This is a genomic window from Sphingomonas kyeonggiensis (genome assembly GCF_014196745.1).
In the GTDB taxonomy this organism is placed as follows: Bacteria; Pseudomonadota; Alphaproteobacteria; order Sphingomonadales; family Sphingomonadaceae; genus Sphingomonas; species Sphingomonas kyeonggiensis.
The window spans coordinates 1,918,296-1,940,703 of sequence record NZ_JACIEH010000001.1; the positions used below are offsets into that span (position 1 = coordinate 1,918,296).

Sequence of the window (22,408 nt, forward strand, 5' to 3'; positions counted from 1 at the left end):
TCCATTTCGGTTAGGCCGCGCAAGGGATTTCGGGGAGACGGGCGTTGTCAGATCCATTCATGGGCGAGATTCGGCTGATATCGTTCAATTTCGCGCCAAAGGGTTGGGCGCTCTGCAACGGCCAGCTTCTGCCGATCAATCAGAACCAGGCGCTGTTCTCGCTGCTGGGCACCACCTATGGCGGCGACGGCCGGGTGAACTTCGCCCTGCCCGATCTGCGGGGACGCGTGCCGATTCATTCCGGCGATGGCTATTTCCTGGGCCAGCGGGACGGTGAGGAGGCACATACGCTCTCGATCAGCGAAATGCCGACCCACACGCACCAGCTATACGCCTCCTATGTGGCAGGCGACGCGAACAGGGCCAACGTCAGCAGCGTCGGGCGCGTGCTCGCGGCCGAGGCCGGAAACCCTTATTCCGCCAGCTTCGCCCCAACGGCGGTCACGCTCAATCCCGCGACGGTGTCCAGCATTGGCGGAAGCCAGGCACATGAAAACAGGATGCCTTTCCAGGTGCTTGTCTATTGTATCGCCCTTCAGGGCATTTTCCCGTCCCAGAACTGAGGAACTGCCATGCCTTATGTCGGCGAGCTTCGCATTTTCGCAGGGACCTTTGCGCCATTGGGATGGAGTTTCTGCGAGGGGCAGCTCCTGCCCATCTCGGAGAATGAGACACTCTTCAACCTGATCGGGACCACTTACGGTGGCGACGGGCAGAGCACCTTCGGTCTGCCCGACCTGCGGGGCCGGGTCGCCCTGCACATGGGTACGGGCACCGGTCTGATGACCTACCAGATCGCCGACAAGGCCGGTGCCGAGGAAGTCACGCTGAGTCCGAGCCAGATCCCGTCGCATACGCATGCGCTGCTCGGATCGGCGGGCAATGGGTCGCAATCGACTCCCGAGAACAATGTGCTGGCCAGCTCGACCCTCGCCCGGCTCTACACCGGCAACACGCCGAGCCTTGCGATGGCACCGAACTCGATCTCATCGATCGGCGGCAGCCAGCCGCACAGCAACATGCAGCCCTATCTCTGCGTGAACTACATCATCTCGCTGTTCGGCGTCTTCCCGAGCCAGAATTGACAGGAAGCCAAGATGTCTGACCCTTTCGTCGCCGAGATCCGGATCTTTCCGTTCAATTTCGCACCCAGGAGCTGGGCGTTCTGCAATGGCCAGCTGATGCCCATTTCGCAGAACACCGCGCTCTTCTCGCTGCTGGGCACCTTCTATGGTGGCGACGGCAAAGTGACCTTCTCCCTGCCAGACATGCAAGGCCGCGCAGCGATGCACCCTGGCCAGGGCCCGGGCTTGTCGCAGCGCGTGTTCGCCGAACAGGGAGGTTCGGATCGGGTAACCCTGCTCCAGTCCGATATTCCCTCTCACGCCCACGCGCTGCAGGCGGCCGGGAACAACGCGACTCAGGGAACGCTCACCAACAACGCGGCGCTCGGCACCACTGCCGGCGGCGCGCTCTACCAGACCCAGACCGGCACGAACCTGGTGCCGATGTCTACCAATGCCCTGGCGCCGGTGGGCGGCGATCAGTCCCACAACAACATGCAGCCTTATCTGACGCTGAATTTCTGCATCTGCCTGCAGGGCATCTTCCCGCCGCGCCCCTGACCATCGCGATAGCCGCCATGCCCCCACCCCTGCACGCCGCCGCGCGTTTCGGCATCGGCTATCGTCCATTCGCGGCGGAAGACTTCGAGTTCATCGAGGCGCTCTATTCCTCGACCCGCGCGGAAGAGCTGGCGCGAACCGGGTGGCCGGAAGACCAGAAGCTGGCCTTTCTGACGCAGCAGCACCGCGCCCAGCACCATCACTATCAGACCTATTATCCCGATGCCGAGCGGTTGATCGTCGAACGGGGCGGTGAACCGATCGGAAGGCTCTATCTCGACGCGTGGCCGCTCGAAATCCGTATCGTGGATATTTCCCTGATGCCCGCGGCACGCGGCCAGGGCATCGGCGAGGCGATCCTGCGCGACGTGATCGACCACGCCGCCACCCTGGGCAAGGGCGTCTCGATCCATGTCGAGAAGTTCAATCCGGCCCGGCGCCTCTATCAGCGGCTCGGCTTCGTCGTGGCCGAGGACAAGGACGTCTACGACCTGATGGAGCACGGCGTGCCGCGCCCCTCGTCTCCGGCCTAGAAGAACACCGCCTCATAGAGCAGGCCATCGATCGCGAAGCCTATGGGCACGATGAAGATGTCATGCGCCACCCCGTCGATCTGGAAGGGGTAGATCGCCTGGGGCAATCTCGGCTCGGGCGGCCCGCGGAACTCCAGTCGAAATCCCCCCTCCTCGCGTGGAGATCCGGGCAATTCCCGTGCCGCCATCAGCACCAGTTGCTGGGCTTCCCCCTGGCACGCGATGTCGAAAGGCGAGCCTATCCGTCCTTCGAAGTCGCGGAGCCGGAGCGGAACGGGCGGATGCTGCGGAACCGCCGAACCGGCATCTGACGTCATCGTTGAACTCCCTACCCTGCGCGGCACCCGTTATCGGAAGCCCTATAGGCATGCCTCGACCGCCGCGCCAATGCGGTACGATGCGGCCCGGCCTCTCGCGATTCACAACGTGCAGAAACCGAAACGAAATGCTAAAGGACCATTTCGGGGGAAAGGCCGTGCGCGTGGTGGCGCTGCGGCCTGCCGCAGAAAAAGCGCAAACCATGACTTACAGCTCGCGTCGTAGCTTTGTTGCCGGAGGATTGGCGGTTGCCGCCAGTGCCGGAGTCGCCGGGTGCAGTGGCGGCGGATCCACATCGAGCACCGGAGGCGCAGTAACGCCGACGGCCAACGCCACCCCGTCCAGCAGCCCGCTGATCGCCTCGGAGGCCAGCGAGTGGGACAAGCTGGTCGGATCCTCCTTCCTGATCACGACGGATTCCGGGAAGGTTTCAGCCGTCCTGTCCAGCCTGGAGCGGATCGCGGACGTCACCCGCCCCTCCACGCTCGCCCGGCATGAACCCTTTCTCGCGAAGTTCCAGACGAACGCGACCGTGGCTTCGGTCGGCGGCAAGACCTTCCAGGTCTCGCATGCAACGAAGGGCAGCTTCGATCTCTTCCTCAATGTTTCCAGCCAGAGTTCGGGCCAGGGCCTCTTCACCGCCGTACTCAACTGAGAATCTCTGCGCGCGCGCCGCAACCGGCCGCCTATCTCCATCCGGAAGCGCGCGCTTTCGCTTCCGCATCCGCATCCAGCGGATCGCCTGCCATCATCTCCTGCGCGGCCGCCATCACGCGCGCATCGGCGGAGCCCGCCTGCACATAATCGGTCCTTGCCGCAGTCCCAGCCGCATGGGTCTGCCGCAGTAGCCAGCCCTGCGGATCGTGGCAGGCGATGCCGTCCGCTGCCCTGGCGGTGAAGACACGGCAATAGCGCCCCTCGGCATTGCGGAAGGTGACCGCCACTCGGACCGCGCCCTGGTTTGCGGCAAGCTGGCTGTCGAGCGCATCGGCAAGCGCGCCGGCGGCATAGAGCTGCCCGGCCTCAGTCCGCACCATGCCCTCGTCCTGCAGGCCATGGCCGATCGCGAGGCCCAGTACGAGCGACGCTGCCACCGCCGCACCCCACCGCGTCCATGTGGGAATGCTCGCGGCCCGCTTGCGCACCGGTAGCTCGATCACCTTTGGACGCAGCATGGCGGCCAGCCGGTCCGGGACCGGCTCTTCCGCCACCGGCGCGAAATGTCCGGCCAGCCGGGTACGCAGCGCGCGGTGCCGGGCGACCTCCTCGGCAAGCGCGGGATCCTCGGCAATGGCCCGCTCGACACGCTTGGCCTCGATCGGGCCCAGCTCGCCATCGGCGTAGGCCATCAGCATTTCGGGATCGATGCTCATGCCGCCTCTCCCAATTGCGCCATCAGCGCCTGTCGGCCGCGTACCAGCCGCGAGGTGAGCGTGCCCATCGGCACATCGAGGATTTCCGCCGCTTCCTTGTAGGCGAGCCCCTCGATCAGCACGAGCGCCACCGCTTCACGCTGCTCGTCCGGCAGTGTGTGCAGGGCGACGTCGACCTCGCTGAGCGCAATGCGCGCCTCGGCCCCGCCATCGGCACCCACGCCGAGCCCGGCTTCGGCATCGACGAAGGTCTGCGCCGCACGTGCCCGGCTGCGCGTCGTATCGATCCAGCTGTTGCGCATGATCCGGTACATCCAACTGTCCATTCGTGTGCCGGGCTGCCACGACGCGCGCCCGAGTAGCGCCTTTTCCAGCGCCACCTGGCACAGATCGTCGGCATCGGCAGCATCGCGGGCAAGCGCACGGGCGAACCGCCTTAGTCGCGGCAGCAGCGCCAGCAGGTCATCCTCGAAAGCCGCCAAGCCCAATTCCTCTTGTCCGTGGATGAAACGGATGGCGTCCGGCGTTTAATCCACATGAACTGCATTTTGTGCAAGAAGGGTACCGCGATGCGCGGCAAATGGCACTGGATCGGGCTGATTGCGCTGGCGACGGCACTGCCCGCGCATGCCCAGCTCGCGCCGACGCTGCCGTCCCTGCCCCTGTCTCCGGGACCGGTGCTGGACCGGGTCGGCCAGGATCTCGAGCGGGTGACCGGCAATGTCGCGCAAAGGCTCGAGGATATCCGCCAGACCGCCGCAGCACAGCTGGTCCGCGACAATCCCGATCGCATCGCGCTCGATCCGGACGGCTTTCCCGCGCGTGCCGGGGAAGTGACGGTCGATGATCCCGACGGAGCCCTGATCGAGAAGGCCATGGCGAAGGGCTATCGCGTGATCGCCCGCGAGGATGTGCTGGGCGTCGGTTTCGTCCGTCTCTCGGTGCCGCGCGGCCGTTCGCTCGGCCAGGCGATCCGGGAATTGCGCAAGCTAGGCGGCAAGGATGTCAGCGCCGACCAGCTCCACATGCCGAGCGGCGCAGTCCCCGGCCGGCCGGCACCGCCCGCACCCGGCAATGGTCCCATGGTCGGCGTGATCGACGGGGGCGTGGGGGGCGCCGCGCTGGCATCCGGCTTCGCCAGCGGTGCTCCCAGGGCCAACGACCATGGCACCGCCGTCGCCTCGTTGATCGCGGGCGCGGGCACGGTGCGTGGCGGACTGCCCGGCGCCCGCATCGCTTCGGCCGATGTCTATGGCAGCGATCCCGCCGGCGGCAACGCGACCGCGATCGCACGGGCGATCGGCTGGATGGTCCAGAACCGGGTGAGCGTGGTGACGATCAGCCTGGTCGGGCCGCCCAACCCGGTGCTGGGCAAGGTGATCGCAGCGGCGCAGGCGCGCGGCACGGTGATCGTCGCCGCGGTGGGCAATAACGGGCCCGCCGCGCCTCCGGCCTATCCGGCTTCCTATCCCGGCGTGGTCGCGGTGACCGGCATCGATGGCCGTGGCCGGGTGCTGATCGAGTCCGGCCGCGCGACCCATCTCGACTATGCGGCCCCCGGCGCCGACATGCTGGCGATGGCGTCGAACGGACGCACCATGCGCGTGCGCGGAACCTCCTTCGCAGCGCCCTTCGTCGCGGCGACGATCGCGCGCTTCTACTCGGCGCCGGATTCCCCAGGGCTACGTGCCGCAATGGCCAGGGTAGACAGCCAGGCGCGCGACGCCGGATCGCGCGGTCCGGACAGGCTCTATGGCCGCGGCGTGCTCTGCGAAGCGTGCCGAACCCCCGCACAATAGACTGATTTTCCTATAGAAAATGGCGCGCCTGAAATTTTTCCGGCGCCCCGGGATTAAACGCGATCCGGCCACCGTTCTCCTGATGTCAGTGCATTTTTGGGAGAATGGAAATGATCAAGTTTCTCGGCACCAGCGTCTTCCTCGCCATCGCGCTCGCGGCGGCTCCGGCTTCGGCGCAGATCCTCGGCGGCGGTGGCGGCCTGGGCGGCGGTGGCGGCCTGGGCGGCGGTCTCGGCGGCTCGGGCATGGGCACGCTCGGCAGCACGATCGACAGCCCGATGCGGCGCCTGCCCAGCACCAGCGACACCACCGGCAGCCTGCGCGGCTCGTCGCGCACCGAAAAGAATGTCGATACCCGCAAGGGTCATGTGAAGGCATCGAACGACAGCGCGCTCGACTCCACCGTGGCCAACAGCTCGCGGATCGGCGACCGCACCATCGGCGGCAGCGGATCCGCTTCGGGCAATGCCGGCGGCAGCGCGGATGCGCAGCTGATCGGTACCGACGCTGTGCGCGACACCGCCGGCAGCACCGTCGGCCGCACCCGCGATGCGGTCTCCAATGTCCGTGATCGCGCCGGCGGCGCTACCGACCGCGTCCGCGATACCGCGGGCGATGCCGTCGGGCGGACCCGCGACGTAGCCGGCAACACCGTCTCGCGCGCCCGCAATGCCGTGCCGGGCACGGCCGATGTCTCGGGTACCGCTTCGGGCGCCGCAAGTGGCGCGGGCTCGTTCGGCGGGAGCACGCTGGCACTCGCCGGTTCCGCGGCAGCCAGTGGCAACGGCGCCTTCCCGGTATCGGTCGGCATGCCGGTCACCGATGCCAAGGGCAAGCTGATCGGTACCGTCCAGTCGGTCCGCACCGCGGCGCGGGGCAAGGTCGAGCAGGTGCTGGTCAAGGTGAAGGACAAGACCGCCACCCTGCCGGCCGCCAATTTCACCGGCTCGGGCAACGCCCTGGTCTCTGCCATGGGCAAGGGCGAGGTGAAGGACGCAGCGGAGTGATGGGCCGGGGTGGTCCGTCCGGACAGTAGGACCATGCCTGCCCGCGGCGCGTCTGGTTTCAACCAGGCGCGCCGCAGCGCATTCGGGCAGGCGCGCCGCAGCGCATCCCAACAGGCGCCGCGATACCAAGGTATATGGGAGACCATGGTGCAATAGCCGAGCCCGCGGCGGCGGACCCATAGTCCGGGCCGCGGGCGCTCTCCTTGCTTCAGTCCGCACCCTGACATTTCGGGAGACTGTGCGGGCATCCCTGACAGGCTCCAGCAACCAGTGGAGCATGATCATGCCTGAATCCCGTTCCTCGCTCGGCCGCCGCCAGTTCCTGCTCACGTCCGCGGCGGTGGGTGCCGCCGGCGCGGTGATGCCGCTCGCCGCGCATGCCGCCCAGGCGCCCGCACCGGTCGCGACCGCCACGCTTTCCAGCGCCAAGGCGGTGTCCGGCATCACCACCGCAACGCTGGCCGGGGCCACGCTGATCGGCACCGTCGCGCCGGCCGGATCCGACGACGACACCAGCATCCGCCCCTTCCACTACCGGGCGAAGGACGAGGAGCTGGCCGATCTCAAGCGCCGCATCCTCGCGACCAAATGGCCGAGCAGGGAAGTCGTGACCGACACTTCGCAGGGCGTACAGCTCGCGACGATCGAGAAGCTCGCGCGCTACTGGGCGGCCAGCCACGACTGGCGCAAGCTCGAGGCGCGGCTCGACAAGCTGCCCCAGTTCGTCACCCGCATCGACGGAGTCGACATCCACTTCATCCATGTGAAGTCGAAGCACTCGAACGCGCTGCCGGTGATCGTAACCCATGGCTGGCCCGGCTCGATCATCGAGCAGATGAAGATCATCGGCCCGCTCACCGATCCCACCGCGCATGGCGGCACGCCAGCCGATGCGTTCGACGTGGTGATCCCCTCGCTCCCCGGCCATGGATTCTCGGGCAAGCCGACCGTGCTCGGCTGGGACCCGATCCGCATCACCAAGACCTGGGCGGTGCTGATGCAGCGGCTCGGCTACACCCGCTACGTCGCCCAGGGCGGCGACTGGGGCAATGCGGTGACCGAGCAGCTCGCTTTGCTCACCCCGCCGGGCCTGCTCGGCATTCATACCAACATGCCGGCGACCATCCCGGACGAGATTGCCGCGGCGCTCGCCTCGGGCAACAAGCCGGCCAACCTGTCCGCCGACGAGACCTATGCCTGGGACCAGCTCGATTTCTTCTACAAGCACGGCCTCGCCTATGCCCAGGAAATGGGCAATCGCCCGCAGACGCTCTACGCGATCGAGGACTCGCCCATCGGCCTCGCCGCCTGGATGCTCGACCATGATGCGCGCAGCTACGACCTGATCGCCCGCGTGTTCGACGGCGCCGCCGAAGGGCTGACCCGCGACGACATCCTCGACAATGTCACGCTCTACTGGCTGACCAATACCGCCGTCTCGTCGGCCCGGCTCTATTGGGAGAGCAAGCTCGCCTTCTTCGCGCCGAAGCACGTGCCGTTGCCGACTGCGGTGAGTGCCTTCCCGGACGAGATATACACCGCACCCAAGAGCTGGACCGAGCAGGCCTATCCCAAGCTCATCCACTACAAGCGCATGCCCAAGGGCGGGCATTTCGCCGCCTGGGAACAGCCCGGGGCCTTTACCGAAGAACTGCGCGAAAGCTTCCGGCCTCTCCGCTGAAGCCAGCCCCGGAAGCTGCGGGAGCGCCGATCCCCAGAGGCGCTCCCGCCCCCGTTCCAGTTCCACAAGGCCTTTCCCATGACCTTCGATCTCACCCCGCCCAGCCCGGCCCTGTTCGCCGCCCTCGCCGCCGCCCTCACCCCCGAGGAGCGGCACATGCTGCTCGATCATGGCGAGGAAGCGCCGTTCTGCGGCGTGTTCCTCCACGAGAAGCGCGCCGGCCTCTATACCTGCCGCTTGTGCGGGCTGCCGCTGTTCGTCTCCGGCGCCAAGTTCGAGAGCGGCACGGGCTGGCCAAGCTTCACCGCGCCGTTCGACGAGACGCATTTGCGGGGTATCAGGGACACGCGCTACGGCATGTCGCGCACCGAGATCCTCTGCGCGCGCTGCGGCGCGCACCAGGGCCATGTCTTCCCCGACGGCCCGCCGCCCACAGGGCTGCGCTACTGCATCAATTCGGGTTCGCTCGACTTCACGCCCCAGGGCGAGCCGCTCCCGGACAAGCTCGGCCGCGGCGCACCGGAGGGCTTGCCCTGGACGGACTAGGCGATCTCGAAGACCTCATAGACCGGCCCCGTCGCGCGACGATGACCGGTGCCGACCGCGACAATGCGGTTCAGCCATTCGTAGCGCGGCGCCGAAGTCGTAAAGCTCGCGGTGATGCGGAAATAATAGGAGCCCGGATCGACATCCTCGCCCCGCCCGATCGCGGCGATCACTTCGGGCGGGCCATGGCGGATGCCGGCATAGGTCATCGCGATCAGCGCGTCGTCGTCGGTCCGCAGCACCACCCGCGCATCGAGCAGCACCGCACCGTCGCCGCGCAAAATCTGCCAGTCGGTCCCGCCCGGCAGCACGATGCCCGACAGCCGATCGCCGATGAACCGGCCGGAGGGCAGGTCCCCGATCCGCCGTTCGGCACCCGGCGGCCCGCCGGCGAGATGCAGCCCGTCCACCGCCACCTCGAGCGTGAACAGGGGGCGCGTGTGGATCATGTCAGCCTCCGTGCCAGGAATTCGCGGATCAGGACCGCGCAGTCTTCGAGCTTCTCGTCGAGCGCAAAATGCCCCGCGTCGAGAATATGGACCTCCGCATCAGGCACGTCGCGCAGATAGGCGTGCGCACCGGCGGTGGCGAAGGAAGGATCATAGCGTCCCCACAGCACGAGCAGCGGCGGGAGATGCGCGCGCAGCCAGGCCTGCCATTCGGGGTAAGCAGCGACATTGGTGCGATAATCGTAGAACAGGTCCGCCTGGATCCGCCGCTGCCCGGGCCGTGCCAGGAACGCTGCCTCGTCGGTCCAGCTGTCGGGGTCGTAGCGCTCGGGCGACGGGCTGGTGCCGAGATGCCGCTGCCGCGCGCCCTCGAGCGACGTGAACGCGCCGATCACCGCCTCCTCATGCGCCGCGCGGTCACGCCAATAGGCGCGGCGGGATTCCCAGAGCGGCCCCAACCCTTCTTCATGCGCCACCGCATTCTGGACCAGGATCGCCTGCACCTGCTCCGGCCGACGCACCGCAAGGCGCATGCCGACCGGCCCACCATAGTCCTGCTGGAGCAGCGCATAGCGCGCGATCCCCAGCGCCTCCACCAGCCCCTCGACCAGCTCGGCGAGCCGGTCGAAGGTGTAGGCGAAGTCGTCGGACGACGGCGCATCGCTGTGCCCGAACCCGGGATAGTCGGGCGCGATCAGCCGGTAGCGATCGGCCAGCAGCGGGATCAGCCGTTCCCACATGCGCGACGAGGACGGATAGCCGTGCAGCATCAGGATCACCGGCGCGTCCGGTGGTCCCGCCTCCCGGTAGAAGAGCCGCAACCCCGCCACCGTCGCGAAGCGATAGGCGGTGCCGGCCGGGCGGAAGGGCGAAGCCACGCCCAGGCCTTAGCCCTTCCCGGCCATCTTCGCGCGATATTCGAGCGCGGGTAGCCCGCCCCAGCCCCAATTGTCGGGATCGACTTCCTCGATCACCACCCAGGTCCAGTCGAGCGGCTTGCCCAGCACGTCGAGCAGCACCTTGCTCATTCCCATATGGATGGCAGCCTTCTCCTCGGCAGTGAGGCGGTCGGTGCCCGGCGTGGTGCCTTCGCGGGTGAGCTGTACGGTTATCATCGGCATGGTCTGTCTCCTCCTCAGGCGCCGGCCGCCTGGCCGCCATCGACATGGAGCGTCTCGCCGGTGACGAATCCGGCATCCTCCAGATAGAGCACCGCGCCGATGATGTCGGGGATGTCGCCCATCCGCCCGACGGGGTGCAGCGCGGCGAGTGCCTCGTGCGTCTCCGGCGCGTGCATCGGGGTGCGGATCACGCCCGGGGACACCGCGTTCACCCGGATGCCCCTTCTGGCATATTCGATCGCCAGGCTGCGCGTCGCCGCGTCGATCCCGCCCTTGCTCAGCGAGGCGAGCACCGAGGGCACCTTCGAGCTCGGCGCGCGGACCAGGCTGGTGGTGATGCTGACGACGTGCCCGGCGCCCTGCTTCGCCATCGCCGCGATCGCCGCCTGGGTGGTGAAGTGGAAGCCGGTCAGGTTGGTCGCGACCACCCGTGCATAGTCTTCCGGCGTATAGTCGGTGAAGGGTTTGGCGACGAAGATGCCGGCATTGTTGACCAGCGTGTCCACCCGCCCGAACCGCGCCAGCGCTTCGGCCACGACACGCGGCCCGGTCTCCGGATCGCCGATGTCGCCGGCAACGCTCAGCAACGCGGGATCGTCGGACGGCCGGATCGTGCGCGAGGTGCCGACGACGCGGTAGCCCCGCGCCAGGAATGCCGTGACCAGCGCCGCCCCGATGCCTTGCGACGCACCGGTGACGATCGCGACTTTCTGCTCGTTCTCCATGGGAAGACCTCATCTGTGGAAGGTCTCCGCGATATCGGCGGGGCCGGTTCGGCCGCCATTGTCCGATGGTGTCGCCAATACCATGGTCCAATGGCATCCAGCGGGGTCGAGCTGCCAGATCGGAGTGCGCCGGAACGTCTTCCGCCGCCACCAAGGATCACCGATGCACCGTCTCCTCACCGAAGCCCTTGTCGCGCATGGCGGCCTGGAACGCTGGCGCAGCTACCAGACCCTGTCCGCGACGATCGTCACCGGCGGCGCCTTCTGGGGGATCAAGGGGCTGGTGCAGGACAGCGATCCGCGCCGGATCACCGTGACGCTCGATCACGAATGGGCGACGCTCGCCCAGTTCGGCGCGCCCGACTGGCGCAGCGTGTTCCGCCCGGAACGCATCGCGATCTGCGACAGCAGCGACCGGGTGGTCGCCGAACGCGCCGATCCCCGCGCCAGCTTTGCCGGCCATGCGATCGACACGCCCTGGGACCCGCTCCACCGGGCCTATTTCAACGGCTATGCGCTGTGGACCTATCTCACCACGCCCTTCCTGCTCGCCGAGCCCGATGTCGGAATCGAGGACATTGCCCCGATCGAGCAGGGCGGCGAAACCTGGCGCGGGCTGCGCGCCACCTTCCCGGCGCGGATTGCCACGCACAGTACCGGGCAGGACTTCTATTTCGGCCCCGACGGACTGCTCGCCCGTCACGACTATCATGTCGATGTCGCCGGTGGCTTTGCCGGTGCGCATCTCGTCTCGGACTTTGTCGAGGTCGCCGGCTTCCGCTTCCCCACCCGTCGCCGCGCCTATCGCCGGGGCGGGGACGGCATGCCGATCCTCGAGCCCGTCATGGTGTCGATCGACGTGTCTGACTTCGCCCTCGCCTGATCCACCAAGGAGCCAGCCCGATGACCCAGCCTCGCATCGCCATCATCCTGGGCACGACCCGTGCCACGCGCTTCGCCGACGTCCCGGCGGGCTGGCTCCTCGAACAGGCAGCGGCGCGCGGGGACATGGCGGTCGAGCTGCTCGACCTGCGCGACTATCCGATGCCCTTCTTCGACGAGACCGCATCCAATGCATGGGTCCCGTCGCAGAACGAAATCGCCCGGGCCTGGCAGCGCAAGGTCGCCGAATTCGACGGCTATGTCTTCGTCACTGCCGAATATAACCGCAGCATCCCGGCGGTCCTCAAGAACGCGCTCGACTATGCCTATCCCGAATGGAACCGGAAGCCGGCCGCCTTTCTCGGCTATGGCAGCGTCGGCGGAGCCCGCGCGGTGGAGCAGCTCCGGCTGATCTGCGTCGAGCTGCAGATGGCGCCCACCCGCACCGGCGTGCACCTGCAGGGCGCCGACTTCCTCGCCGCATGGCAGGAAGGCAGGCCGCTCGACGACCTGCCCTATCTCGCCCCGAATGCCGCGACGATGCTGGACGAGCTGCACTGGTGGGCGAGCGCCCTGTCCCGCGCCCGGGCGGAGACTGGCGGATAAAGACCGATCAGTCCGATATGGACTAAAACCGCACTTCCGGACTAGTGTGATGGCCAGACCGCTGCTCTTGGGGATCGGGCATGCTGGCATCCGTCACGCTATCCGTGTTTGCGTTAACATCGCCTGGCATCGAAGCGCCCGCACCGGCGACCGGGGAAGGCTATGCCTTCCCGGTGGACATCCTCAGCGGCCCGCTCGACGGAGCGCTGCAGGATCTGGCGCGCCAGACCGGAATCGAGCTGCTGTTCGACCGGGCGATGCTACGCGGCCTGCGCGCGCCGCGCCTCAGGGGCCGGATGACGGTGGATGCTGCGCTCCGTACGCTGCTCGGCCAGACCGACCTCGTCCATCGCCGTGCCGCCACCGGCGCCTGGGTCGTCGAGCGCCGGCCGCTCCCCGAAGCCGCGCCGCCGGAAGAGCTTGCCGAGCCCGAGATACTGGTGATCGGCCGCAAGACCCAGAATCTCGACATCCGCCGCCGCGAGAACGACGTCCAGCCCTATCAGGTCTCGACGCGGCCCCAGATCGTCAACGCGCACCGCAACGATCTCGAGCAATATTTCCGCAGCCGGGTCAGCGCCAACACGCAGATGTTCCCGAACAGCTATTCGCAACTTGGCGAGACCAACTCCCAGATCGACCTGCGCGGACTCGGCACGGACCAGACTCTGATCCTGGTCGACGGCCGCCGCCTGCCGGGCATTCCGGAAAGCGCCCTGGCCTTCGCCCAGCCGGACCTGAACGCCATTCCCTTCCACGCGATCGAGCGTGTCGAGACGCTCACGGGTACTGCCGGCGGCATCTATGGCTTTGGGGCGCTGGGCGGCGTGGTCAACGTCGTGCTGCGGCGGGACCTGCACGGCCTCGAGCTCCACGGCACCGCCGGGGTCAGCACCCGGGGAGATGCCCGGCGGGTGGGCCTCGAGGGCGGCTTCGGTTTCTCGCCCGACCAGGGCGCCACGAATGTCAGCGTCTATGTGGCACACCGCTGGGAACAGGCCCTGCTCGATGGCCAGCGCAATTATGCCCTGCAGGCACGCAAATTCGTCAACGCGCTGCTGCCGGACGAATTCTCGGGGAGCGGCGGCGTCCAGCTGGACAGCAACGCGGTCAACGTCTTCAGCCTGTTCGGCGACGAGCCTCTCGTCTTCAAGCCGGAATATGGCGGCGCCACGATCGCCAGCCACACCAATCTGCCCCGGGGCTTTTCCGGCACGACGGCGGACATGATCGCCGCGCTCACGCGGGAATCGGGCATGACCGATCTCACTTTGTCGGACGAGCGCAACGCCAGCGACCTCGGATCGACACCGACCACGACCTCGGCGCTGTTCAACCTGCGCCATCGGTTCGGCGGCGGGATAGAGGCCTATTTCGATGCGCTCCTGCTGCGCAATCGGGGGCGGTTCGACGGTCTGACGTCCGACGGCCAGGTGGTCTTCTCCCCGGCTTCGGCGCACAATCCGTTCGACAATTATGTCTGGCTGACCTTCCCGGCGCCAGCCGCGCCACAGGCCTACAGGGTCACCATGGCGAGCGATCGTTACACTGCGGGCCTGATCGTCCCTCTGCCGCATCGCTGGAATGCGACGGCAGAAGCGACGTTCGGCTCCGTCCGCTACGAGGCGAAGGGCGGGACGAAGGGCTATTTCCCTTCTCTCGGGATTGAAGACGATATCGGCTTCGATCCCTTTGGTGACTGGGACACGCTGCAACGCAATCTTGCCTCCCTGACGCTCAGCACCGCGGCGGTCCAGCGGTCGCGCAATCGCTATCGGGAGCAGTCGCTGCGGCTCGCCGGCCCGGTCTGGCGAACCGCCGCGGGCCCGACGACGCTGACCCTTCTCGCCCAGAACCGCCTCGAGAAGGTCCCCGGGTTCAGCATCGAGTATCTGGCGGACATCTACGGCCCCGATCCGTCCTATTCCGACTATGCCTCCCGGACGAGCAACACGCGCTCGCTGCATGCGGAGATCAACGCCCCGCTGATCGCGCCAGACGCACGGGTGCCGCTGCTCAAGGGCCTCGAACTGCAACTTGCCGCCCGCTACGACGACCAGCGTTTCCGCTTCTCGACCGATCCGGACGAGCTGGATTCGGAGCGGCGGCGCGCCCGGTTCCGCGCGCTCGCCTTCACCGCCGGCGCCAAGTTCCTTCCGCTTCCCTGGCTGATGCTGCGCGGCAGCTATGCGACCGGGCAGCAACCGCCGCCGCTCGATTATCTCATCGAGTTTTCCTATACCTCCGGCCGCTACAGTCTCGTCGATCCCAAGCGGAGCAACAGCTGGGACCTCAACGACGGCGGCTATTATCTGGCCCGGTTGTCGGGAAATCCGGACCTGAAAGCCATTCGCGCCAACACATTGGCGCTGGGCATGGTCCTCAATCCGGCCGCGGAGCGCGGCCCGCGCCTGTCGTTCGACTATTCGCGCATCCGCAGGACCGGGGACCTTGTGCAGCTGTACGAGTCCACCATCCTCGCGCACGAGGACGCCTGGCCCGAACGGGTCGCCCGCCTGTCGCTCACCGAGGCGGACCGGGCGCTCGGTTATACCGGCGGCTTGATTACGATGGTCGATTCACGGGTGATGAACGCAGGCACGCTCGACGTCGAATCGGTGGATGCCAAGCTGGACTGGACCCTGCCCCTGGCCGGCGGAACCTTGCGCAGCTACGCAAGCGGCACCTGGCAGATCCGCAACACGCGGACCGAACCGTTCAACGCGCCCGAACATCTCGCCGGCTTTCGCAGCGGCCCGCTGCGCTGGCGCGCCAATGGCGGCGCGGAATGGACGATCGGCCGGTCGCTGATCGGCACGAACATCCAGTATTTCAGCCGCTACCGGATCGCGCCGTCGGACAAGTATCTGTGCTGCGCCACCGCTACCGAACGCTTGCAGGGATCACGCTACGTGCCCCGCCAGATCTATGTCGATCTCTATGCCAGCCGGCGCTTCAGCCTGCCCTGGGCAGGCAAGGACAATGGGTTCAGCCTGGACCTGGGCCTGGTGAACATCTTCGATACGCGGCCGCCCTATGACGCGGTGAACGCGTTCCTGGGCAATGTCCCGATGTACAGCCCCTATGGCGATCCCCGCCGACGGCGTGTCGAGATCGGGTTCAACGCGAGCTTCTAGAGCGCCTCGCCATCGCCGGAAAGATAGGCCAGCGCATCGGCCATGCGCACCAGGTCGGCGATCGTGCGTACACCCATCTTGCGCATCACCGCGCCGCGATGCGCCTTCACCGTGATCTCGCTGATCCCGAGCTCGCCGGCGACCTGCTTGTTGAGCAGTCCCTGCGTCACCAGCCCCATCACCTGACGCTCACGCTCGGTCAGTTGCGCATGCGCCGCGCGCAACGCGGTGCAGTCCACCGCCAGGCGCCGCCGAGCGCGGTCCATGGCGATGGCAGTGGCAATCACCTCGAGCAAATCCTGGTCGCGCGGCGGCACGTCGAAGAACTCGATCGCGCCCGCCTTCATCGCCAGCACGGCGGTACGGACGTCCGCGCGCTCGGCGGCCACGATCACTGGCGGCAGTGCCTCGGGCAGCACGCGCCGGGCGAGCAGCGCCAGCTCGGTCGAAGGCAGATGACGGACATGGATGAGGAGGCAGGCCGGCGCGTCGGGCAGCGCCGCCTCGGCAAAGGCATGGACGCTGCTATGGATGCACGCCCCGATCCCGGTCGAGCGGAACAAGTCTGCGAGCCGCATCGCTGCGGCGGGATCGTGATGGACGATATGCGCAATCGCGTGCAGGTCCTGCGCTGCGGGATTCGGCCGCACCCGCGCGAGCGGAATGCCGGCGCTGCCCAGGAAGAGCGGCCGGTCGAAGCGGCAGCTGTCGTACGAAGCAAGCGTGGCGGTCATGGGATGCCCTCCGAAATTCCCGCCAAAGACGCACGGGAATCCGAAACCCACATCCCGATCCGGAAATTATTTTCGCGCGAGCTCGATTTCCTTCGCTCGGCGGATCACGCGCAGCCCGTGCAGTTCGGCAACGGTGTTGGCGAAGCGCTCCGCCTCGCCCGCGCGGAACTGCCCCGATACCCGCAGCGCCGCGATACGGGGATCGCGGATGACGATCCGGATACGCGCATGGCGGTTGATCTCCGCAATCGCCTGGGAGAGCGGCACGTCGTTGAGGTCCACCAGCCCCTGGCTCCAGGCCGGCGTCTCCACCGGCGCGGGCACCATCGCCACCGACACCGCGTCGCCCCGCTCGGTGAAGCGCTGGCCGGGCATCAGCGTCACCGCCTCGCCCTCGCCCATCGGCTCGACCGCGACCTTGCCGCGGATCAGCATCACCTTGAGCATGTCATCGTCCAGATCGACGACGAAGCGCGTGCCGAGCGCCACCACGCGCCGGGTCGCCGCCATGACCCCGAAGGGCCGCGCGGGGTCATGGGCCACCTCGAACAGCGCCCGCCCGCGCACCAGCCGGATCGCGCGCGCGTCCGCGGCGAAGCGCACCTCGGCGACGCTGCCTGCATCCAGCGTCATCACACTGCCATCGGCCAGGGTAACATCGCGCACGCGCTCTGCCGGCGCCGCATAGCGCGACCAGGCAATCTCCTGCACCGTCGGCCCAGCGGGTCCGCCCGGCACGCGGGACGGCATCCACCACAGGCCCACCGCCACGAGCAGCAGCACCGCGGCCGCCACCCCGGCGAGTTGCGGCCAGCCGAGCCAGTCGCGACGCCGCGGCACCAGCGCATGGGCGCGCATCGCCGCGAGTATCTCGTCGTCCGCGCCCGCATCGAACGCATCCCAGCCACGCCCGGCCAGGGCGAAGGCCCGGGCATGCGCCGGATCCGCCGCCAGCCAATCGGCCAGCAGCCCTTCCTCGCTCGCCGTCAGCCCCTCGGCCCGGCGCACCGCGAGCAGCGCGGCGGCTTCGTCCACGGGCATTGCCCGCAACCGCTCCTGTGTCAGCGCCTCACGCACCATCGCGCTTCTCCATCTCCGCGCTCAGGTGCCGCATCGCGCGGACCATGTGCTTCTCAACCGCACTGATCGAAATGCCGAGATGCCGGGCGATATCGGCGTGGCGCTGCCCCTCCAGGCGGCGCAGCACGAACACGGTGCGCGTCCGCTCGGGCAGCGAGAGCAAGGCCGCAGTGACGGCGTGCAGGTCCTCCCTGCCGCTCAGCACCCGCTCGGGATCGAGTTCGTCATCACCCATGCGATCGGTATCGAGCACGACGTGCAGGTCGCTCCGCCGCACCGCACGGCGCCGGGCGCGATCGGCCAGCACGCTCGCCGCGGTGCGCAGGACATAGCCGCCAAGATGGCCGACCGACTCCTCGCTGTCACGCGCCACGATCCGGGTGAAGACGTCCTGCACCAGGTCCTCTACCTCGTCATCGTCGCGGACACGGCGCCGGAAATAGCCGGTCAGCCAGCGGCGCACCGGCCCGGCTTCCCGGGCCAGCGTCTCGCGGCTGGTCTGATCCTGCGGCTTTCTCCCCATTCCGGTGCATTGTCTCACAATCGCCTTAGGATCGCCAATAGCCGCAGCTAATATCGCCGCGCGCCCGAGAGCAATGCGTTGCCGCCGTTCCCGATACCAAAGTCCAACGGCACCATCGTACAATAGCCCGCGCCCATCCGCCGCGCGCACAATCCACCACATCGGCAGGACATCCAGCATCGCCGACTGGGGTGACGCGTGGTCCTCCGGTGTGGGCCCGCATGTCTTCGCCCCTTTCGGAGAAGACGCATGCCGCATCTCAAGCAGATCGGGGATCATCGCTGCGGCCCGCGCTGCGCCTGCCGCCAGGTGTCCGCCGACCAACCCCGTCCCGAAATCCTTCCCGCCGACACGACCGATCGCCGCAGCGAAGTCGCCACCCTCGCCCATGATTTCGGCAACCTGCTCCAGGTCGCCGCCAGCGCGCTCGGCCAGATCGAACGCAGCTTCGATCCCGCGCGAGACGCCGCCCTTTGCGCGTTGAGCCAGGCCGGCACCGCCGCCCTGGTCCGCGCCGGCGTGCTCAGCCGTGCATTGCTCGGCCAGCGGCCAGGCACAGCCCCGGAACCGATCCTCCCTGCCCAGGCGCTCGCCGCCATCGCCCCGCTGCTCGCCCTCGCCGCGGGCCGCCAGTTCGCCGAGCGCAACGGCGGCTGGGTCGAGATCGACAGTACTCCCGGCAAGGGCACCGCCATCACCATCGGCCTGCCCGGCGCCGCCGTCGCGTACCCCCACAGCAATGGAGACCAAGGATGAACCACCTGCCCCTAGCCGCGGCGCTGCTCGCTCTCGCGCCATTCACTGCGCAGGCCCAGCAAGCCGGCGAGCCCGGCACGCCCTATGCGAACATGAATCACCTCGCCCCGATCGGTGTACGCAACGATCGCTATCTGACGGTCCCCGATGCCGCCAAGGGCCCGCCGATCGATCCCGCAAAGGGCTATCGCACCGAGGATCTGGGGGGCGGCACCTATATGGTCACCGACAATGGCTACAGCTCGATGTTCGTGGTGTACGAGACCGGCGTTGTCGTGGTCGACGCGCCGCCCTCCTATGGCGCGCACCTGCTCGCCGCGATCCGCGAGGTGACCGACAGGCCGATCACCCATCTGATCTACAGCCACTCGCATGCCGATCACATCGCCGCCACGCCGTTGCTCGGCAAGGTACCGGTGATCATCGCGCAGGAGGAGACGAAGCGCCTGCTGATCGAGGCACGGGATCCCAACCGTCCGCTCCCGACCCTTACCTTCAAGGAGCGCTACACGCTCAAGGCCGGCAGCAAGACGATCCAGCTCAGCTATCCCGGCTATGGCCATTCGCCGGGCAACATCCTGATCCATGTCCCTAGTGCGAAGGTGCTGATGGTGATCGACACCGTCTTCCCCGGCTGGATGCCCTGGCGCCGCCTCGCGCTGGCGCAGGACATCACCGGCCTGTTCCGGATCATGCACGAGATCGAGGGCATGGACTTCGACAAGCTGGTCGGCGGCCATGTCGAGCGCTGGGGCACCAAGGCCGATGTAATCCAGCAGCTCGAATTCATGAACGATCTCAAGGCCGCCGCCGCCACTGCGCTCAAGACCACCGGGATCGGCGAGGAACTGGATGCCGCCGACAAGACGAATCCCTGGGCGGTCTATGACAACTATATCGATCGGGTCGTCGTCCAGTGCATGAACACGCTCGAACCCAAATGGCGCGACCGGCTGGGCGGCTATGACGCCTTCATCTGGGACCAGTGCTTCGCGATGGAGCAGAGCCTGCGCATAGACTGAAGCCGGACGGGCCCGCTCGCGGAGAGCGGGCTCGATCCGTCACGCATCGCGATCGAACGCGACGTACTTGCCCAATTCCATCTCCACCGCCGAGCGCGTCTGCAGCCCGGCACGGACCAGGGCGGCCGATCGCTCCCGCGCCACGGGCCGCTGCACGGTCTCGAAATAGGCGGCCAGCGATTGCGGGAACACCGCATCGTCCGGCAGCGATACGGCATCCACCAGGCGCTTGGCCGAAGCGATCGCCTGCTTGTCGAACCCCGCGAGCCGCCGTGCCAGGCGATCGACAAAGGTATCCAGCTCGCCATCGGGTAGCGCCCGGTTCACATAGCCATAGCGTTCGGCGAGAGGGCCCGGAAAGTCGTCCGCGCCCAGCACCACCTCCAGCGTGCGGCCTCGGCCCATCAACCCGGCGAGCCGAGCCATCGGGTTGCCGCCCGGCACCACGCCAACGCCCATCTCGAACTGGCCGAGGATCGCCCTTTCGGCACTGGCGAAGCGCATGTCGCAGGCCAGCGCGAACTCGCTGCCGGCACCCCGCGCTCGCCCGCGGATCATCGCGATCGACGCCACCGGCGCGCGGGCGATGCGCACCAGCACGTCGAGCCAGAGGTGCATGCCGGTCGGCCCCGGCGCCATCGCCGCGGTTCGCGCCTTGTCGGCAAGCACGTCGTAATGGGCGAGGAAGAAGTCCGGATCGGCGCTGTCGAACACGATCACCCGCGCCTCGGGGTCGGTCTCGAGTTGGCCGATCAGCTCGGCCAGTTCCCCGATGGTGTCGGGATCGATCAGGTTGATCGGTGGATGGTCGAAGGTCGCGCGCAAGAGCCCGGGGGCCGGGCGCTGCAGCTGGATCTGTCTCGGCATGACATTGCTCCTCGAAGCACCCGCAAGGGTGCGGGAAGCGTCTTCAGGCCAGAGCCGGCCGATGGTCGCCATTGCACCATGGTGTCGTGAGACCATCGTCCAATAGCTCGCGCGCGGCGATCGGCCGACCTTGCCCGTGTCATCCGCAACCGGAGCAACTTCCATGACCGACAATGAGATTGTGAGTTCGAGCTTCTCGGCAATCGTCAATGCGCCGATCGAGACGATCGACCTGCCGCGCTGGGCCTTCACCCTGCCCGATGCCGAATATCAGGGCTGCTCGCCCGCCCATGTCGCCGCCGGCTTCACTACCGCGCCCGACGGCACCCGCATGTCGATCAATGTCGAGATCATCGGCGGCAGCCTGATGGTCCAGCATTATGTCGAAAAGCTCGCGGAAAAGGATCGCCTGATCCTGGAATCGGTATCGGACGTGTTCACGCCGAGCGGCCGCACCACCATCCATGTCCATTGGGAGCTGAGCGTGAAGGCGCTGGACGGCGATCGCTGCGAGTTCACCAACCATGTCCGCTCGCGCGCCACCGACGCGATGCTCACCTTGCTCGACAAGCAGGGCATCCCGTTCGAGGTGTTCAAGGCGCAGCGCCAGCCCATGTCGATCGCGCACAACCAGGGCGAGACGCCGCTGTTCGCCGCCAGCATCGAGCGCTTCGCGCGCCGCGCCGCCTGATGGGAGCACGAGCATGACACCCGATTATCCCAGGGGCGCGACAGGGCTGCTGCTGGTCGATCCCTATAACGATTTCCTCTCCGAAGGCGGGAAGATCTGGCCGCGCGTCCAGGCGATTGCCGAGGCGAACGGCCTGATCGCCAACCTCAAGGCGATTGCCGATACGGTACGCGGCGCCGGCATGCGGGTCTTCTATGCCCCGCATCGCCGCTGGGAGCCGGGCGATTACGAGGATTGGGCACATCCCAATCCCACCCAGCGCGCGATCATGCACCGCCACAGCTTCGCCCGCGGCGAATGGGGTGGCGACTGGCATCCGGACTTCATTCCCCAGCCGGGCGACGTGATCGCCAAGGAGCATTGGGCGCAGAGCGGCTTCGCCAGCACCGATCTCGACCAGCAGCTGCGCCAGCACGGTATCAGCCATGTCATCCTGATCGGGCTGCTGGCCAACACCTGCATCGAATCCACCGCCCGCTACGCGATGGAGATCGGCTATCACGTCACGCTGGTCCGCGACGCCACTGCCGCCTTCTCGGAGGAGATGATGCATGCGGCGCACGTGCTGAACGGGCCGACCTATGCGCACGCGATCCTCAGCACCGCCGAGCTGCTGGCGGCGCTGTCACGCGAGAGCGGATAGTTTCCCTCCGCCCGAGGGGTCGCGCGCGAGCTGCAGCGCAAGCGCCGCGACGCGTTCAAGCTATAGCCCGCCGCACTACTGACATCGATGAAAGTCGGAATTCCGACTTGGAAGAAGTCGGAATGCTCAGCCCAATGCATCTGCGCCGGACAAAACAAAACCCCGCTAAGTCGCTAGACTTGCGGGGCTTTATGCCTGCGGGGCCTGGTTGCGGGAGTAGGATTTGAACCTACGACCTTCAGGTTATGAGCCTGACGAGCTACCGGGCTGCTCCATCCCGCGCCAAAGGC

At 67.4% G+C, this 22,408-nt stretch carries 27 protein-coding genes and 1 tRNA gene; 16 read left to right on the forward strand and 12 right to left on the reverse strand.

The genetic code is table 11. The features are described from left to right. The first annotated feature begins 59 nt into the window (after positions 1–59). From GGR46_RS08920 to GGR46_RS08935, 4 genes are read left to right on the forward strand one after another with little or no spacing between them, the layout of a single operon-like run. Positions 60–563, forward strand: coding sequence for a phage tail protein (locus tag GGR46_RS08920; protein WP_221262595.1), 504 nt, complete (start codon positions 60–62; stop codon positions 561–563). A gap of 9 nt (positions 564–572) precedes the next feature. Then, a complete protein-coding gene (locus GGR46_RS08925; RefSeq protein WP_183996531.1) occupies positions 573–1,085 on the forward strand; it encodes a phage tail protein in 513 nt (170 codons plus the stop codon). A gap of 12 nt (positions 1,086–1,097) precedes the next feature. Then, the gene (locus tag GGR46_RS08930; RefSeq protein ID WP_183996534.1) at positions 1,098–1,625 is read left to right on the forward strand and encodes a phage tail protein; all 528 of its coding nucleotides are present in this window, start codon (positions 1,098–1,100) and stop codon (positions 1,623–1,625) included. Between the two features lie 17 nt (positions 1,626–1,642). Next, complete coding sequence (locus tag GGR46_RS08935) at positions 1,643–2,158, forward strand: GNAT family N-acetyltransferase (protein ID WP_183996536.1); 516 nt, start codon at positions 1,643–1,645, stop codon at positions 2,156–2,158. Here the strand turns inward: GGR46_RS08935 and GGR46_RS08940 are convergent. Beyond that, complete coding sequence (locus tag GGR46_RS08940; RefSeq protein WP_183996538.1) at positions 2,155–2,475, reverse strand: DUF6916 family protein; 321 nt, start codon at positions 2,473–2,475, stop codon at positions 2,155–2,157. The genes GGR46_RS08935 and GGR46_RS08940 overlap by 4 nt on opposite strands. Positions 2,476–2,603: 128 nt before the next feature. Between GGR46_RS08940 and GGR46_RS08945 the strand changes: the two genes are divergently transcribed. Continuing rightward, the gene (locus GGR46_RS08945; protein WP_183996540.1) at positions 2,604–3,131 is read left to right on the forward strand and encodes a DUF6916 family protein; all 528 of its coding nucleotides are present in this window, start codon (positions 2,604–2,606) and stop codon (positions 3,129–3,131) included. A gap of 31 nt (positions 3,132–3,162) precedes the next feature. On the opposite strand, the gene GGR46_RS08950 is transcribed toward GGR46_RS08945, so the two are convergent. Together GGR46_RS08950 and GGR46_RS08955 are read right to left on the reverse strand one after the other, a co-directional pair. Further along, complete coding sequence (locus tag GGR46_RS08950; RefSeq protein ID WP_221262596.1) at positions 3,163–3,849, reverse strand: anti-sigma factor family protein; 687 nt, start codon at positions 3,847–3,849, stop codon at positions 3,163–3,165. After that, positions 3,846–4,331 carry an RNA polymerase sigma factor gene (locus tag GGR46_RS08955; RefSeq protein ID WP_183996542.1) on the reverse strand — a complete coding sequence of 162 codons (486 nt, stop codon included), beginning with the start codon at positions 4,329–4,331 and terminating at the stop codon, positions 3,846–3,848. The genes GGR46_RS08950 and GGR46_RS08955 overlap by 4 nt, the downstream gene beginning before the upstream one ends. A gap of 54 nt (positions 4,332–4,385) precedes the next feature. Here GGR46_RS08955 and GGR46_RS08960 point away from each other — a divergent pair, with 54 nt between their 5' ends. The 4 genes from GGR46_RS08960 (at position 4,386) to msrB (ending at position 8,882) form a co-directional block, all read left to right on the forward strand. Further along, on the forward strand, positions 4,386–5,648 hold the full coding sequence (locus tag GGR46_RS08960) for a S8 family serine peptidase (RefSeq protein WP_183996544.1): 1,263 nt from the start codon (positions 4,386–4,388) through the stop codon (positions 5,646–5,648). A 110-nt stretch (positions 5,649–5,758) separates the two neighbouring features. Then, positions 5,759–6,655: a hypothetical protein gene (locus tag GGR46_RS08965; RefSeq protein WP_183996546.1), complete on the forward strand. Its 897-nt coding sequence runs from the start codon at positions 5,759–5,761 to the stop codon at positions 6,653–6,655. 283 nt (positions 6,656–6,938) lie between these two features. Further along, positions 6,939–8,336 carry an epoxide hydrolase family protein gene (locus tag GGR46_RS08970; RefSeq protein ID WP_246425935.1) on the forward strand — a complete coding sequence of 466 codons (1,398 nt, stop codon included), beginning with the start codon at positions 6,939–6,941 and terminating at the stop codon, positions 8,334–8,336. A 78-nt stretch (positions 8,337–8,414) separates the two neighbouring features. Further along, complete coding sequence (gene msrB / locus GGR46_RS08975; protein ID WP_183996548.1) at positions 8,415–8,882, forward strand: peptide-methionine (R)-S-oxide reductase MsrB; 468 nt, start codon at positions 8,415–8,417, stop codon at positions 8,880–8,882. Here msrB and GGR46_RS08980 read toward each other — a convergent pair. The 4 genes from GGR46_RS08980 to GGR46_RS08995 are packed head-to-tail and all read right to left on the reverse strand — an operon-like array spanning position 8,879 to position 11,177. Continuing rightward, positions 8,879–9,331 carry a DUF3237 domain-containing protein gene (locus GGR46_RS08980; protein WP_183996550.1) on the reverse strand — a complete coding sequence of 151 codons (453 nt, stop codon included), beginning with the start codon at positions 9,329–9,331 and terminating at the stop codon, positions 8,879–8,881. The two genes, msrB and GGR46_RS08980, sit on opposite strands and share 4 nt — an antisense overlap. Continuing rightward, entirely contained in the window at positions 9,328–10,209 is an 882-nt protein-coding gene (locus tag GGR46_RS08985; protein ID WP_343058088.1) for an alpha/beta fold hydrolase, read from the reverse strand. The genes GGR46_RS08980 and GGR46_RS08985 overlap by 4 nt, the downstream gene beginning before the upstream one ends. Positions 10,210–10,218: 9 nt before the next feature. Beyond that, entirely contained in the window at positions 10,219–10,452 is a 234-nt protein-coding gene (locus GGR46_RS08990) for a tautomerase family protein (protein WP_183996552.1), read from the reverse strand. Positions 10,453–10,466: 14 nt separating this feature from the next. Continuing rightward, entirely contained in the window at positions 10,467–11,177 is a 711-nt protein-coding gene (locus GGR46_RS08995) for an SDR family NAD(P)-dependent oxidoreductase (RefSeq protein ID WP_183996554.1), read from the reverse strand. Between the two features lie 163 nt (positions 11,178–11,340). Here GGR46_RS08995 and GGR46_RS09000 point away from each other — a divergent pair, with 163 nt between their 5' ends. The 3 genes from GGR46_RS09000 (at position 11,341) to GGR46_RS09010 (ending at position 15,802) form a co-directional block, all read left to right on the forward strand. Beyond that, entirely contained in the window at positions 11,341–12,060 is a 720-nt protein-coding gene (locus GGR46_RS09000) for a hypothetical protein (protein ID WP_183996556.1), read from the forward strand. A gap of 20 nt (positions 12,061–12,080) precedes the next feature. Further along, on the forward strand, positions 12,081–12,665 hold the full coding sequence (locus GGR46_RS09005; RefSeq protein WP_183996558.1) for an NADPH-dependent FMN reductase: 585 nt from the start codon (positions 12,081–12,083) through the stop codon (positions 12,663–12,665). Between the two features lie 80 nt (positions 12,666–12,745). After that, positions 12,746–15,802, forward strand: coding sequence for a TonB-dependent receptor (locus tag GGR46_RS09010; RefSeq protein WP_183996560.1), 3,057 nt, complete (start codon positions 12,746–12,748; stop codon positions 15,800–15,802). Here GGR46_RS09010 and GGR46_RS09015 read toward each other — a convergent pair. The 3 genes from GGR46_RS09015 to GGR46_RS09025 form a co-directional block, all read right to left on the reverse strand. Further along, the gene (locus GGR46_RS09015; RefSeq protein ID WP_183996562.1) at positions 15,799–16,536 is read right to left on the reverse strand and encodes a response regulator transcription factor; all 738 of its coding nucleotides are present in this window, start codon (positions 16,534–16,536) and stop codon (positions 15,799–15,801) included. The two genes, GGR46_RS09010 and GGR46_RS09015, sit on opposite strands and share 4 nt — an antisense overlap. 66 nt (positions 16,537–16,602) lie before the next feature. After that, positions 16,603–17,616, reverse strand: a complete 1,014-nt coding sequence (locus tag GGR46_RS09020) for a FecR family protein (RefSeq protein ID WP_183996564.1) — start codon at positions 17,614–17,616, stop codon at positions 16,603–16,605. Next, positions 17,606–18,139, reverse strand: coding sequence for an RNA polymerase sigma factor (locus GGR46_RS09025; protein WP_183996566.1), 534 nt, complete (start codon positions 18,137–18,139; stop codon positions 17,606–17,608). Before GGR46_RS09025 ends, GGR46_RS09020 begins: the two co-directional genes overlap by 11 nt. 249 nt (positions 18,140–18,388) lie before the next feature. On the opposite strand from GGR46_RS09025, the gene GGR46_RS09030 reads away from it, so the two are divergent. Continuing rightward, positions 18,389–18,895, forward strand: a complete 507-nt coding sequence (locus tag GGR46_RS09030) for a hypothetical protein (RefSeq protein ID WP_183996568.1) — start codon at positions 18,389–18,391, stop codon at positions 18,893–18,895. Next, the gene (locus GGR46_RS09035; RefSeq protein ID WP_246425936.1) at positions 18,892–19,917 is read left to right on the forward strand and encodes an MBL fold metallo-hydrolase; all 1,026 of its coding nucleotides are present in this window, start codon (positions 18,892–18,894) and stop codon (positions 19,915–19,917) included. Before GGR46_RS09030 ends, GGR46_RS09035 begins: the two co-directional genes overlap by 4 nt. Positions 19,918–19,956: 39 nt before the next feature. On the opposite strand, the gene GGR46_RS09040 is transcribed toward GGR46_RS09035, so the two are convergent. Next, positions 19,957–20,784, reverse strand: a complete 828-nt coding sequence (locus tag GGR46_RS09040; protein ID WP_183996570.1) for an enoyl-CoA hydratase/isomerase family protein — start codon at positions 20,782–20,784, stop codon at positions 19,957–19,959. Between the two features lie 163 nt (positions 20,785–20,947). Between GGR46_RS09040 and GGR46_RS09045 the strand changes: the two genes are divergently transcribed. Together GGR46_RS09045 and GGR46_RS09050 are read left to right on the forward strand one after the other, a co-directional pair. Continuing rightward, the gene (locus GGR46_RS09045) at positions 20,948–21,475 is read left to right on the forward strand and encodes a hypothetical protein (RefSeq protein WP_183996572.1); all 528 of its coding nucleotides are present in this window, start codon (positions 20,948–20,950) and stop codon (positions 21,473–21,475) included. A gap of 13 nt (positions 21,476–21,488) precedes the next feature. Further along, on the forward strand, positions 21,489–22,118 hold the full coding sequence (locus GGR46_RS09050; RefSeq protein ID WP_183996574.1) for a cysteine hydrolase family protein: 630 nt from the start codon (positions 21,489–21,491) through the stop codon (positions 22,116–22,118). 205 nt (positions 22,119–22,323) lie between these two features. Here the strand turns inward: GGR46_RS09050 and GGR46_RS09055 are convergent. Further along, positions 22,324–22,400 (reverse strand) — tRNA-Met (locus GGR46_RS09055). Between the last annotated feature and the right edge of the window lie 8 nt (positions 22,401–22,408).